The 14292-nt window shown below is 44.9% G+C and carries 12 protein-coding genes and 1 pseudogene; 5 read left to right on the top strand and 8 right to left on the bottom strand.

The genetic code is table 11. The annotated features are described in order from the left end of the window. Position 1: 1 nt before the first annotated feature. The gene (locus XZ46_RS05685; protein ID WP_006621095.1) at positions 2-214 is read right to left on the bottom strand and encodes an Hfq-related RNA-binding protein; all 213 of its coding nucleotides are present in this window, start codon (positions 212-214) and stop codon (positions 2-4) included. A 43-nt stretch (positions 215-257) separates the two neighbouring features. Between XZ46_RS05685 and dapF the strand changes: the two genes are divergently transcribed. Together dapF and XZ46_RS05675 are read left to right on the top strand one after the other, a co-directional pair. Further along, the gene (gene dapF, locus XZ46_RS05680; protein ID WP_006669864.1) at positions 258-1121 is read left to right on the top strand and encodes a diaminopimelate epimerase; all 864 of its coding nucleotides are present in this window, start codon (positions 258-260) and stop codon (positions 1119-1121) included. Positions 1122-1144: 23 nt separating this feature from the next. Beyond that, complete coding sequence (locus XZ46_RS05675; RefSeq protein ID WP_006621097.1) at positions 1145-2290, top strand: hypothetical protein; 1146 nt, start codon at positions 1145-1147, stop codon at positions 2288-2290. Positions 2291-2378: 88 nt separating this feature from the next. Here the strand turns inward: XZ46_RS05675 and XZ46_RS05670 are convergent, their stop codons facing one another. From XZ46_RS05670 to XZ46_RS31780, 5 genes and pseudogenes are all read right to left on the bottom strand, one after another. Beyond that, positions 2379-3446 carry a branched-chain amino acid aminotransferase gene (locus XZ46_RS05670; RefSeq protein ID WP_006621098.1) on the bottom strand — a complete coding sequence of 356 codons (1068 nt, stop codon included), beginning with the start codon at positions 3444-3446 and terminating at the stop codon, positions 2379-2381. A gap of 164 nt (positions 3447-3610) precedes the next feature. Next, positions 3611-4552: a polyamine aminopropyltransferase gene (gene speE / locus XZ46_RS05665; protein ID WP_006621099.1), complete on the bottom strand. Its 942-nt coding sequence runs from the start codon at positions 4550-4552 to the stop codon at positions 3611-3613. Between the two features lie 165 nt (positions 4553-4717). Further along, positions 4718-4948 (bottom strand): hypothetical protein, encoded by a 231-nt coding sequence (locus tag XZ46_RS05660; RefSeq protein WP_008048992.1) that lies wholly within the window; start codon positions 4946-4948, stop codon positions 4718-4720. After that, a complete protein-coding gene (locus XZ46_RS31785) occupies positions 4949-6058 on the bottom strand; it encodes an RNA-guided endonuclease InsQ/TnpB family protein (protein WP_230428090.1) in 1110 nt (369 codons plus the stop codon). Continuing rightward, positions 5991-6629, bottom strand: a pseudogene (locus XZ46_RS31780) (IS607 family transposase). The gene XZ46_RS31785 and the pseudogene XZ46_RS31780 overlap by 68 nt, the downstream one beginning before the upstream one ends. A 1901-nt stretch (positions 6630-8530) precedes the next feature. Here XZ46_RS31780 and XZ46_RS05640 point away from each other — a divergent pair. From XZ46_RS05640 to XZ46_RS05630, 3 genes are all read left to right on the top strand, one after another. Then, positions 8531-8944, top strand: a complete 414-nt coding sequence (locus tag XZ46_RS05640) for a hypothetical protein (RefSeq protein WP_008048977.1) — start codon at positions 8531-8533, stop codon at positions 8942-8944. Positions 8945-9033: 89 nt separating this feature from the next. Then, positions 9034-9732, top strand: a complete 699-nt coding sequence (locus tag XZ46_RS05635; RefSeq protein WP_006621102.1) for an MBL fold metallo-hydrolase — start codon at positions 9034-9036, stop codon at positions 9730-9732. Between the two features lie 567 nt (positions 9733-10299). Next, positions 10300-11064, top strand: coding sequence for a sulfite exporter TauE/SafE family protein (locus XZ46_RS05630; protein ID WP_006621103.1), 765 nt, complete (start codon positions 10300-10302; stop codon positions 11062-11064). A gap of 128 nt (positions 11065-11192) precedes the next feature. Here XZ46_RS05630 and XZ46_RS05625 read toward each other — a convergent pair whose 3' ends face one another. Then, the gene (locus tag XZ46_RS05625; protein WP_006669867.1) at positions 11193-12677 is read right to left on the bottom strand and encodes a M16 family metallopeptidase; all 1485 of its coding nucleotides are present in this window, start codon (positions 12675-12677) and stop codon (positions 11193-11195) included. Between the two features lie 19 nt (positions 12678-12696). After that, positions 12697-14280, bottom strand: a complete 1584-nt coding sequence (locus XZ46_RS05620) for a M16 family metallopeptidase (RefSeq protein ID WP_006669868.1) — start codon at positions 14278-14280, stop codon at positions 12697-12699. Positions 14281-14292: the final 12 nt, after the last annotated feature.

The raw sequence follows: 14292 nt of genomic DNA, 5'->3' as shown, positions 1-14292 counted from the left end.
GTCAAGATTTGGCTTGTATGTAAGCGATCGCCTCTCGCCAGATCAAAATCGGTTCCCCCTGTGGGGGCTGTAAACAGATACAGTTAGGATCTTGCCAGATGATTTTGCCCTCTAGCAGATCTTTGGTGAGTAATTGAATCTCAACAGTGGGTTTATCCTTGATGTAGGTTTGTAACTTGCGGATGCTTGGTAAATCGGTATTAAACTCAGGCATAATCGATTAGTTATTACTAAAGCAGGAGATTGAGATATCAGTGATGGCAATTGAGTTTACAAAGTATCACGGTTTGGGCAATGATTTTATTCTGATTGATAACCGTCATCAGTCGGAGCCGATTTGTACACAGAGACAAGCTGTGCAAATGTGCGATCGCCATTTTGGTATTGGTGCTGATGGGGTAATCTTTGCGCTTCCCGGTGACGGGGCTAGTGACTACACCATGAGAATATTTAACTCTGATGGGTCAGAACCGGAAATGTGCGGGAATGGAATTCGCTGTCTGGCTAAGTTTATCACTGAGTTGGAAGGAAAAACTGGGACGGCGATCGCTTATAAAATTAATACCGCCGCCGGGGTCATCTGTCCCGAACTTTTAACCGATGGTCAGGTTAAAGTAGATATGGGATTACCACGGCTACTGGCTGCGGAAATTCCCACTACCCTATCTGAAAATAACCTCAAGGTGATCGATGTTCCCCTAGAGGTAGCAGGACAGGTTCTGTCTGTTACCTGCGTCAGTATGGGAAACCCCCACTGCATCACCTTTGTAGATGATGTAGCTAGTGTTCCATTAACGGAGATTGGACCGTTGTTTGAACATCATCCCGCTTTTCCTGAACGAACCAATACGGAATTTATTGAAGTAGTGCGACCAGATTATGTCAAAATGCGGGTTTGGGAAAGGGGCGCTGGTATAACTTTAGCCTGTGGAACCGGGGCTTGTGCTTCTGTGGTGGCGGGAGTGTTGACCCAAAGATGCGATCGCCAAGTAACTGTAGAACTTCCAGGGGGTTGTCTACAAATTGAATGGTCAGCTACAGACCAACGGTTATACATGACTGGACCAGCGCAAGCAGTTTTCCAAGGTCAGTTAACCTTTCCAATCAACAATAATCAATAATTAGGTAAACCAAGGACATTGCTATGGGTGGAGGCATTTATCTCATTCAGGATGATGATCAGCTTGTGGAAATGATGGAACAAGACTATGATTCTGAAGACCAACTTCAGGATCTCCTCGAATCTTATCCGAATTTACTGGCTGGGGATGAGATCGATCGCGCCACCCCTAGACGGTGGCTATTGATTTCCAGGGATGCTATGGTTCCCCCGGAAGAAGAAAGCGGCGGTCGCTGGTCTTTGGATCATTTGTTTATCGATCAAGATGCTATCCCTACTTTGGTCGATATTCGCCGTATCCGTAATACGGAAATGCGCCAAAAGGCGATCGGACTTATGTTGGATTATGCGGCCCATGTTAGTTTTTACTGGCCCATTGAATCGACTATTGCTCAATTTGAGGCTAACTGTCGCGAACAGGGTCGCGATCCAGAACAGGTTTTTGAGGAGTTTCTTGGACCTGATGCTAAAGAAGAGCGTTTTTGGCAAAAAGTGAAAACTAATGTACAGGCTGGTAAAATTCGCCTGGTTTTTGTGGCTGATGAAATCTCCCCCTCTTTGCGTCGGGTGGTGGAGTTTCTCAATAAGCAAACTGATCCGGGGGAAGTCTGGGCGGTGGAAATTAAGCAATATGTCAGTCAGGACGGTTTAAGGACTTTAGTACCTCGCGTAATTGGTCAAACGGCGGAAGCACAACAGAAAAAATCTAGCGCTACTGGGGAACGCAGACGCTGGGATGAGGTGTCTTTTTTTGAGGAATTAAATATCCGCCGGGGAAATGATGAAGCACAACTAGCCCAGAAAATTCACGCTTGGGCGAAACAACAACAGCCGAAAATTGATATTCAATGGGGAACCGGGGATATCTATGGCGGGTTTACGGCTTGGTTTCACCAAAAGGGTCAAAAACCCCATAAGTTATTTAGTGTGGATATTTCGGGTCGTTTGGAAATTTCCTCTAATAAATATGCCTCTCAACCTCCTTTTGATTGTCAGGAAAAATGGGGGGAACTTCGCAATAAGTTTAGTTCTATTGGTTTATCTCTCCCGGTAGAACCGACTGAGTATCGATCGCTAACTTTGCGTCTGTCTACTCTCCAGGATGAAACGGCGCTACAACAGGTTATGGAAACTTTTGATTGGGTCATTAAGGAAATTAAGAAAGCCTGATATCTTTTTCGGATAATCACTAAAGAAGCCCGTTAGGTAACAACCAACGGGCAATTAGCCGGCAATTACGGGGAAAAAGCACCCACTACTATGGTCTACATATCCAATTGTGGATATCTTCTGTTCTCCCGGTTTTTATTTCTTCGAGTTTCTGGAAAACTTGATTGGCTACTTTGCGATCGCTTACCGGAGGTAAAATCATGTCTTCTCCCTGATATCCAATGGTGGAAATATGGGCGATAGTTGCTGCTGTTCCCATACCAAAGGCTTCCGTGAGAGTTCCTTGATGGTAGGCTTGGACTATTTCATCAATGGCGATCGCCCTTTCTTCTACCGGAATGCCCCAATCACGACATAAGGTTAACACACTATCGCGGGTAATTCCAGCTAAAATAGTTCCGGTTAATTTCGGGGTGACAACTACTCCATCAATCACAAATGCTAGGTTCATCGTGCCACATTCTTCGATATATCGGCGATGAATACCATCGAGCCAAATTACATTATCATAGCCTTTCTCTTTAGCTTCTCGGTCTGCTATAAGGCTGGCGGCGTAGTTTCCGGCTACCTTAGCCGCACCGGTTCCCCCTTCAAATGCTCTCACATATTTTTCCGTGACAATCAATTTAACTGGATGAGAATAATAAGCGCCTACCGGACAGGAGATAATGATAAATTTATAGGAATCTGAGGGTTTTAATCCGACCGATTCATCAACAGCAAAGTAAATGGGTCTAATATATAAAACGCTGCCATTTTTATTAGGAATCCAATCATCATCTAACTTAATTAACTCTTTCAATCCATCAATAAAAATGGATTCGGGAATAGCTGGCATACATAACCTTTCGGCGGATTGATTAATCCGTTGATGGTTGGCATCCGGTCGGAATAATAGTGGCTCACCATTGGAGTTTTTATAGGCTTTCATACCTTCAAAAATCGCCTGTCCGTAGTGGAGAGCAGACGTAGCGGGTGATAGGTCTATCGGACCATAAGGGATAATTTGAACATCCTGCCAATTCCCCTGGCTATAGTTAGCCACCAACATATGATCACTGAAGATTTTGCCGAAGGGTATCGGTTCGGTATCTAGTTCTTTAATACGGGATTTTTTGGTAGTCTCAATTCGTAAGTGCAGATGCGGATTGTTCATGATAATTTTTCGTAGGTGGCAAAAGATTGAAATGATGGATTTTTTGAGGGGGGGGGAACAGTAGATAGCCGCTAGTTAGTAATTATCTGATTAACTAGGCTGCTTAACTGTTCCCTTGACTAGAAAATCTGGGAATTTATCGCCTCAATTAAAAATTCTTTAGGCTAACTTAACTTGCCTTTGCCAAAGAATTTAGGAGGTTCCGAAAGTGTGTAGACTTCAGTTTCGGCGGCGATCGCCTCTCGTAGATGTCGGGGAAGTTGAAATAGTCCTAACAGGGTAGTACCGTCAAACATCCGCATACCGCCTACAGTATGCTGTTGGAGGATTTCATCTGTTTTCTCCGGTTGAGGATAGGGATCAATGGGGTGTTGCGAGGCGATCGCAAATCCCCAAGGAGCCCCATAGGTGGGGATAAAGCTAGTATAGGATTGAACATGGGGAAACACAGCGTTAACTGTATTGACAATGCGAACGTGAAGATTTAAATTTCCGGGAGCCACCGGGCCAGCTTGAATTACAAATATCCCATCATCAGCTAGGACGCGCTGGATATTCTCAAAATACTCCTTCGTAAACAGTTTAAATGAGGGTCCTTCCTCAATGGGGTCTGATAGATCAGAAATAATCACATCCCATTTTTGGTCGGTGGTATCGAGAAACTCCAACGCATCCCCAACCACTAATTCCGTCCGGGGGTCTTCAAAAGCATTCTGGTGCATTTCTGGCAGATATTCGCGGCACGCCTCCACTACATCCCCATCAATATCAACCATTACCACCCGATCAACAGTTTTCCAGCGCAACACTTCCCGGATAGTCGCTCCCTCGCCGCCACCTAAGACTAAAACCTTCTCTGGTTTACCTTGAATGACCATCCCCGGATGGACTAGGGGTTCATGATACAGAAACTCATCCCCGGTGCAAGACTGCCATTTACCGTCCAGGACTAGGGCTTTGCCATAAGCCCCAGTTTCAACTATGTACATTTCCTGATAGGGGGTTTTTTTATGGGCCAGAACATCGATCACCCCGTGAGCATAAATATCCCAAGGTGTGATGTACTCTGTCATCCAAAAATCAGCCTGAACTTCACTGCCAGCCATAAAATATCCTCCCGGGTGTGATTTGACCAAAAGGGATTATATCCCAAATCCGCATAGTGATCGCTTTGATGTCATCCCCCTAATCAACCACTAAGAAAACACAAGACAGATATATATTTATGTTTTCCGTGGCAATATTCCTGCTCGACTCTAGCCTGAGTTAACTTATGATTGACTATCAGGAAAGTCTGGGATTACCCATTGAGGTGGTGCTGTGCGTTTTTTGCGGACGGCTTCTTCTGCGATATCTAGCATTTGATCTAAAGATGTATTTTCAATAAAACTCGATGCAGAACTCACATATTCCCGGTGGGGGCATTTATCACCCAGAATACAACCATTTTTACAGGCTTCTGCACAATTGATGGTAGTTTCCACAATAGTTCCCTGATACATTTACGCGACATTTATCCGGCTATTGCCTGACAATGCGACGATAGCACTATTACCCGTTAAGGTAACAGAGGCGGTATCCCGCAAAGCTTTTAGAAAGATTCCAAAAGCACCGTTCCAGTCCCTGGGTAGAGTGAACCCACACTCAGGACATCGGAACACTTTTGAGCCACCTAGCTGGGAATGCACATGACCACAGTGAGTACAGGTTTTGCTGGTGTATTCTTCCGTCACATCTACAACTGTGGTTCCAGTTATTTCCCCTTGATGTCTCAGGGTTAGTTTGAATCTATAATGCGCCCATGTCAGCATGGCGCGGGCAGTCTTGGATTTGATTTTCCGCTTGGCTTTGGCAACCATGTTGGAAGTCTCGAAGGTGGGCAGAAAAATTATACTGTAGTTGTGAGTCAAGTAGTGAGCAATTTGTTTGTGGGCTTCATCAACTAGATTGCGGATTTTGGTTCTCATTCGTTGAGCCGCTTGCCTCATCCGTCGCCTTCTTGAACGACAGGGTTCCTTGGCGATTCGGCTCATCAAATCATCCAAATGTTGACATAGCCTAGTAATGCCTCCAATATCCCCGGAGCCCAATTCCAGAAATCGTGAACCATCAAACCCAGTTATGAAAGTTCGGACGCCCGGGTCTAATGCAATTACGCCAGTAGCGTCAGTTGGGGTAACGGCAACTGGTTCAGGGAAAATCGCCAACCATCGACCTTTGGTAAACACCAACTGAGTCCCTTGCCCGCAAGTTTTAGGGACAGCTTCGGAAACCATGAAAGTTAATCCTTTCGTTAGTCTTGGATACCAACTCCCTGAAGAGAAATTAGTATTATTGAACTTAATCCCTTGAGAGCTGTCACGACAACTTCTAAACCTTGCGCCTGGACTGGCTGAAAAGGCGAGATAGGCATCAAAGATAGCATTCTGCCGAATATGGCCGGGTGTTTCTTTGACCCATGCAGGCAAGTCGCTCTGCATCACTTTATTGCGTAACTTTAACTTGCTTAGTCGTTTACCACTCCGGGATAATGCAATTGCTTGGTTATAGCAATACCGACAAGCGGCCAACCATTTGCGCCAGACTTGATTTAGCTCGGGGCTGGGGTAAATCCGGATCTTCTTTGACCTGAGTTTTATATTTACGCAGTCCGTATAATCGGGAACTGAAGCAGTGGAGGATGGCGAGGATGTCCTCAACCATTTCTGGTTCTGGACTGAGACTTGTCTCGTTGAGAACCATGAGTGAGCACCTGTTTTGCTCACAGAGCCATCGAAACAAGTCAAATCCCCATATTGCCAATCAGTCTTTGTGGGCAACGACAACCATGCGGACATCTCCTGACAAATGATGTCCCAGTAAGGCCAGCATTTTCTTTCCCTTGAAGTTGAGCCCGCCTCCGATTTCTGAGACGACTTCTGCTTCGGGGTAGAGGTTGGACAGTGCGGCCACCTGTCGGTTGAGGTCTGACTGCTGGGCGCGGCTACTAACTCTGGCATAGATAACGACTTTGCGTTTGTCACTGCCTGATTTGGCAGCAGTATATCACTCAACGTTGTATCGTCGTTGCCCAGCGGGGGTTCTGATGGTCTCGATTGAGCCATTGGAGTCCCATCTGCGGAGTGTTCTTTCATGGACTCCAAGGATTTGGGCGGCTTCCTTGGGTTTGACATATCTGGCAATAGGTTTATCCTCAACTCTTCTCGCGTTATGGTCGAAAGGGAAGTCGCCTTCCCCAACTCCCATTCCAAACCGTACTTGAGACTTTCACCTCATACGGCTCCTGATGTAGATACCCTTCATTGTCACTAGGAACAGGGTTACGAAACCCCGCTTTATGATTCCAACTTTGGGAGCTACTAATACAACACGTAGTCTTTAAACTCGCTCTCGTCATATTACTCCTATTTGTCGCAGTCTCTATATCTACACCGTGACTAGTGGGCATATCCTAATCATTACAATTAGGCTTTGGCTTTCAGTCACATCCTTTCCCCTTAAAGGGTGAGGGGTCGAGAGTGAAGTCACCTTCACCCTCTCCCATTCAGAACCGTGCTTGATAGTTTCCCATCACACGGCTCCTGGTGTGGATACCCTATTTGTCAAAGGAGCAGAATCAAGAGACCTGCTTTCTACTTCGATGTTCAGAGCTATATGCACCACGTAGTCTTTAAACTTGTCCTCGCCATTATACTCTTACTGACCGCAGTATCTATATCCCCACCGTGACCTGTGGGCATATCCCAACCATGACAATTGGACTTTAGCTTCTGGTCACATCCTTCACCCTCTAAGCATGCGCTTACATTTTTCACTACTGCCTTGTGAATAGCATTACTCACTTGTTTATAGGCAGAGCATTAGAGGGGTTACAACGTTCCGATTATATGGGCATGCCATCGTTAGATTTGTCCTCTCCGCCGGGGTACTTTTAAAGGTCTGTGTAGGTAGTCGCACGAACCCCCTACTTTTCCCCTTGCCCTTTTGAGCGCAGCGTGTCAACCTATTTCGCTGCTAGTGTATTACGATGGTTCAAGTCGGACATTCGGTCTTGCTAATCATAGATGGTTGGCAGTGGTCGCGTCTTGGTAGTAGGTTCTACCTCACGCCTTCCGTTCCCCGCTTCAATCCTGGAGTTATGATTTCCAAAACTGGGGGTGGCTATCGCCGTTACTCTCTACTCCCTGATTTCTCAGTTCGTTTATGACCTTGAGTTCCCTGCCTTGCTTAGTTCCCTAAGCGTCGGGACATATAACCAGTTATGAGGATGGTCAGGAGAGGTCTCCTTATATCCAGATTCGGAGCTGGAATCCTCACCGGGTAGTTATTTCGGGCATTTCAGCCCTATTTCATACCCGAACGTCTCGCACCATACGCTTACACTTTTCACTACTCTTGTAAGTAATATTGCTCACTTATTTATGAGAGAGCCAATGAGGGGTTTAAACGTTCCGTTTATACGGGCATTCCATCTTTAGACTTGTCCTGTCCACCGGGGTACTTTTAAAGGTCTGTGTAGGTAGCCAAGAAACACCCCTACTTTTCCCCTGCTCTTTTGAGCGCAGCGTGTCAACCTGTTTCGCTACTTATTAATGACGATGGTTCAAGCCGGATCATTCAGATTTCCTTAGTCATGGATGGTTGGCAGTGGTCGCATCTGGTAGTGGGTTCTACTTCACGCCTTCCGTTCCCCGCTTCAATCCTGGGGTTGTGATTCCCAAAACTGGGGGTGGCTACCGCCGTTACTCTCTACTCCCTGATTTCTCAGTTTGTCTATGACCTTGAGTTCCCTGCCTTGCTTAGATTTCTCCAAGCGTCGGGACATATAAACAGTTATGGGATGGTCAGGGAGGTGAATCCCTTATATTCCACCAAGGGGTGGAAGTCCCACTGGAAGGTTATTTCAGGCATTGCAGCCCTATTTCACTCCTAAACGTTTCGCACTTCTTATCTTATTATACCGTATTGCCCTAAAATATTCACCTAATTTGAGATTAAATCATGCTCTCTCTCAAATTCGACAACCTGCCAAAAATTGTAGTATAGCAGTCAAATTGTCGGCTACTCATATAGGACATCAGACCATGAATCGTTTAATATACCAATTGAAATCTTTACCCTGGCGGTGGCTACTTCAAAGCGCCGGGGTCACAGTGGCTATAGTGGCGGCGGTTGAGTTGCTGTTGACTCTGGGTTTAACCTATTCGGCTAGTCTCTCTCAGGCGATCGCCTTCTTGTATTCCCCACCCTTGGGCATAATTATGTTTATCCTGTCGGCGATCGGTATCGGCGCTTTGGCTGTTTATCTCTTGGAACTTTGGGACCAAGATATGATCCTTAATTCCGGCAGTCTCTGGGCTTTGCTTGCCTGTCTACTTCTGGGTTTATGGATTAAATCCTTACTTCCCATACCTGACATCGTGATCACTTTATCACGATTTTCCTTTATTGGCGTTCTCGTCGGCGTTTTCTGGAAAGGAAGACCTTACTTTCGTTAACCCCCACCCATTGACGTTTAGCATTTAATATTTTACTATCTAGTTAAGTATTCACATAATATCTAAATGCAACGGCTAAAGGAGAATCAATGCTATTTCGTCAGCTATTCGACCCGGAAACCAGCACTTATACCTATCTAATTGCTGATACTGTCACCAAGGAAGCAGCCTTAGTCGATCCGGTTCTTGAACAAGTCGATCGCGATCTGAAATTGCTGGAAGAATTGGAATTAAAGTTACGCTATTGTTTAGAAACCCATATTCACGCTGACCATATTACCGGGACGGGGAAACTACGCCAGCTTACCGAATGTCTGGGAATTGTACCCCAAAAGGCTAATGCAGCCTGTGCCGATCGCTACATTGGTGATGGAGAAGTCTTAGAATTAGGGGAGATTAAAATTGAGGCGATCGCTACTCCCGGACACACTGACAGCCATATCACTTATTTGGTAAATGGCGATCGTATTTTAACCGGAGATTCCCTATTAATCCGAGGTTGTGGACGTACTGATTTCCAAAGTGGCGACCCCGGACAACTTTATGATTGCATTGTTCAAAAACTCTTTACACTTCCCGAAAATACTTTAGTTTATCCTGGTCATGACTATCGAGGTCATACAGTTTCCACTATTCAAGAAGAAAAACTTTACAACCCCCGTTTAGCCGGAAAAAGCCGCCAGAGTTTTATTGAATTAATGAATAGTCTCAATCTTCCCGACCCCAAAAAAATTATGGCTGCGGTTCCTGCTAATGAACGCTGCGGAAAAGTTCCCAGTCTTTCCTAAGTCTTTAAGCAAAATCTGGACGGGTTTATCTATCTTTCTAGTAACACACCAAAGCCGACTGGTCAGAAAGGGCGGGTTTATCTATCTTTCTGGGTTTCTAGTGATAGACCAAAGCCGACTGGTCAGAAAGAAAGGGCGGGTTTATCTATCTTTCTGGTGATACACCAAAGCTGACTGGTCAGAAAGGGCGGGTTTATCTATCTTTCTGGTAATACACCAAAGCCGACTGGTCAGAAAGGGCGGGTTTATCTATTTTTCTGGTAATACACCAAAGCTGACTGGTCAGAAAGAAAGGGCGGGTTTATCTATCTTTCTGGTGATACATTAAAGCCGACTGGTCAGAAAGAAAGGGCGGGTTTATCCATGTTTCTGGTGACACACCAAAGCTGACTGGTCAGAAAGGGCGGGTTTATCTATCTTTCTGGTGATACATCAAAGCTGACTGTAGAACCCGCCCCTACAGAACCCGCGCCGATAATAATTAATTATTAATTATTCATTATTAATTATTAATTGCGTAACCCACCCCAAATGTTTTTTTGATATTCCCTATTTCCTCATAAATTAATGATTATTTTGATTGTCGGACATCTCCTCGCTATTTGTATTGGTTTGAGTCTGGGTTTAATTGGGGGCGGAGGGTCAATTCTAGCCGTTCCGGTTCTCGTTTATATTATGGGAATAGGGACTAGAGAAGCGATCGCCATGAGTCTAGCCATTGTCGGTTCAGTCAGTTTGCTGGGGATGTTACCCCATTGGCGGCGTGGAAACGTGAATTTTAAGACTTTTGCAGTTTTTACCCCAACAGCCATGGTAGGGGCTTATTTTGGCGCTCGTTTAGCATCTTTTCCTGGGATTACCGATACCATTCAAATGGTCACTTTTGGGGCGATCGCCTTACTGGCTAGTATATTGATGATTTCCCGCAGTAATCATGTCCCCAAGGCGGTCAGTCCGTCTGTGGGTAAAGACAATTCTCGCTGGTGGTTGATTCCCCTGGGGGGATTAGGCGTAGGTGTAATTACCGGATTTGTCGGGGTTGGGGGTGGATTTGCGATCGTACCAGTATTGGTATTGCTGGGGGGAATTCCGATTAAAGAGGCGATCGGCACTTCCTTATTAATTATCACATTTAACTCTATTGCTGGCATTATCGGCTATTTAGGACAGGTTCCTATCAATTGGTCTCTCACCTTTTCCATGACCATAGCTGCTAGTTTAGGGACTCTCGGCGGCGCTTATTTGAATCAGTTTATTGACGGTAAACGATTACAAAAATTCTTTGGTTTCTTTGTGTTAGGAATTGCCACCGTCGTTTTACTGCAACATTAATAGCATTGAACCCCACCCAGTTAAATTATGCCATCCATAGTTCAGCATTTGGTAGGGGGGGTGATGACCCTCTCCCTGAGAGAGAGGGAGATTTTTGTCAATGAGGAATTATCATGCCTTCAAAATATCTAGGTTTGATTGGGGATAGTAATATCAATCGAGGTAACTTTGACATCCTCATTCAAGCTATTAAGGGGGGGATTAATACTCTTTTGATTACCCACCACTAAAATCACCAGCTTTTCGGGTTGGAGATACTCAGCCGCCACCCTCTGAACATCCTCAATGGTGGTCTCCTCAACTTGACGACGGTAGTTGAAGATAAAATCGGCGGGATAACCGAAGTATTCATAACGCATCAAACGGGAAAGGGTTTGGTCGCCGGAAGCGAAATTAAACACAAAAGAATTAAGGGTTGATTCCTTGGCGTAGTTTAATTCGTCGGCGGTAATGGGTTCCGTGCGTATGCGCTTAATTTCCGATTTCATCGCCTGAATTAATGGAACAGTCGTATCTGAACGAGTTTGACCCCCAGAAATAAATAAGCCGGGATAATCAAAATTAGGACTCCATACCCCATACACAGAATAGGCTAAACCTTGACGCGATCGCACTTCATTAAATAGCCTACCACCAAAGCCATTCATCACACCATTAAGAACCATTAGCGCCGGGTAATCAGGATTATTAGCCTTACCGCCTAAATGTCCCATCTGCACATAACTTTGAGTGAGTTGGGGTTGGTCAATCATAAATACCCCACCCATATTAACCTGATTCACATCAGGAAGGGGAGGATTTATAGCTTGATCGCCAGATTTCCAATCTCCGAACTTTTCAGCAATTAGCGATCGCATTTCCGCTGAATCAAAATCTCCTACAATCCCCAATATCATATTTTTGGGGTGAAAATACTGTTGATGAAACTTGACTAAATCTGACCTAGAAATCTGTGCTAAATGTTCATATTCGACACTGCGAGCGTAGGGACTTGTCTCGCCATAAATTAGCTTTTGAAATTCCCGACTAGCTATGCGTTGAGGGTCATCATTTCGACGAGCGATCGCCCCTCGCATTTGATTTTTCGCTAACGCTAATTGTTGAGAATCAAAAGCTGGTTCCCTAATCACTTCTGCAAATAAACTAAATACCGCATCCAGGTCTTCACTTAATGCACTAAAACCCGCATTTCCCATAGTGTCACTAATTCCCGTTTCTACCGATGCGGCTTTGTGTTCCAGGATTTCATTTAACACTTGGGGGGGATGTTTTTTGGTTCCCCCAGCGCGCATTAAACTCCCCGTTAAACTAGCTAATCCCACCTTATTATTAGGTTCAAAACGGCTGCCAGTTTTAAAGATAGCACTTCCCCTAACTAAAGGAAGTTCCCGGTCTTCCATTAAATAAATAACAATGCCATTGTCAAGTTCATAGCGACTGTATTCGGGAAGTGCCAAAGTGCGGAGGGGAGGGAATTCTAGTTCCCGATAATGTTTGGGAACTCCGGCGACTGCGGGGGAATGCCAAACCACTGTCATGACCAGGGTTAGACAGGCGATCGCCATTAGTAATAACCTGGATTTTTTCAATTTCATAGAGGTTGTCAATTGCATATTATTAGGAAGTGGTACATTAATTTTGCGATAAAAGACGACCCACCGTGCGATTTTCCGGGCGGAAAGTAGCCTGGGCGACCCTTTGAATATCTTGGGGAGTGATAGCAGAAATAGCATCCAAAGTTTCAAATAGGTTCCGCCAAGATCCTGTTTTCACCTCATAGTTAACTAAAGCAAAAGCCATCCCCATATTAGAATCAAGCGATCGCAATAAACTCGCCCGCGCCTGAGTTTTTACCCTTTCTAATTCCCGGGGAGAAACCAGTTCATTTTTGAGGCGGTCTATTTCCACTTGTAAAGCCGCCGCCACATCATCCACCGTATGATTAGGGGAAGTTAACGCATAAAACAACATCAAATTCTCATGTTTATTTCCCGGATAACTGCTAATTCCTTGGGCGGCGAGGGCTACCTGTTTTTGTTCTACCAAAGATTGATATAACCGGGAAGTGCGACCACTGCTAAGAATACTGGCGATCGCATCTATAACCACATGGTCTGGGTCACTGATAGCCGGGCGATGATACCCTTCTAAATACCAAGGTTGAGAACGTAGATATTTAGTGATTTCGCGAGTTTCAAGTTGTGGCGGTTCCTTCACATCAAGTTGTGGGGGATGAGGTCGAGATGGATAGCGACCAAAGTAGATTTCCGCCAGTTTTTTAACCTGTAATGGCTCTACATCTCCCACCACCGCTACAGTCAAATTACTCGGTACATAATAGGTATCAAAGAAATCCTGAACATTTGGGCGGGTCATCCTTTGCAAATCCTCTAAATAACCAATCACCGGACGACGATAGGGGTGTACTTGAAACGCCGTTTCAGCGAAAGCCTCCACCATTTGACCCACCGGAGAATTATCAGTCCGCAGTCTTCTTTCTTCAAGAATTACCTCTTTTTCCTTAAAGAATTCTCGGAATACAGGTTCTAAAAATCTCTCCGATTCCAGAGACATCCACAATTCTAACTTATTCGATGGTAGACTGTAGAAATATCTCGTTTCATCAGCAGAAGTCGTAGCATTCATTCCCACTCCCCCCGACTGTTCAACAATCCGCCCAAATTCATTTTGGTTAACATACTCAGACGCTTGTTTTTCCACCTTCACAAATTCCGCCGTCAGTTTAGCTACTTCCTCTGTATTACCCTGATTTTGGGCGACCAGGATACGGTCAAATAGTTGATCTAGTTTATCTAAAAGCGGTTTTTCCGCCGCATAATTACTCGTCCCAATCCGTTTAGTCCCCTTAAAAGCTAGATGTTCTAAATAATGGGCTACCCCCGTTTGTCCTTCCGGTTCATCAACACCCCCAACATCTGCATGAATTAAAAAAGAAACCACTGGCGCTTGATTTCTTTGTAAGACTATAAATTTCATCCCATTATCCAGGCGAAATTCACTCACTTTATCGATAACTCGATCTAAGTAAGGTTGGATAGATGGCGAATTGCTGGGAAGTTCATCAGCTTGGGTTGGCTGTCCAAAAGTAGTCACCCCCAGGACAATTGCTAACAGCAACAGCAGAAATTGTTTTAGCCAAGGGGGTAATCGTTTTTGATGGTGGTTATGTGAAGTCACGAACCAACTTAGATTCATAAAGATTTTTGA

It is taken from the genome of Limnospira indica PCC 8005 (genome assembly GCF_000973065.1).
GTDB lineage: Bacteria > Cyanobacteriota > Cyanobacteriia > Cyanobacteriales > Microcoleaceae > Limnospira > Limnospira fusiformis.
This window is presented reverse-complemented; position numbering and strand designations above follow the sequence as displayed.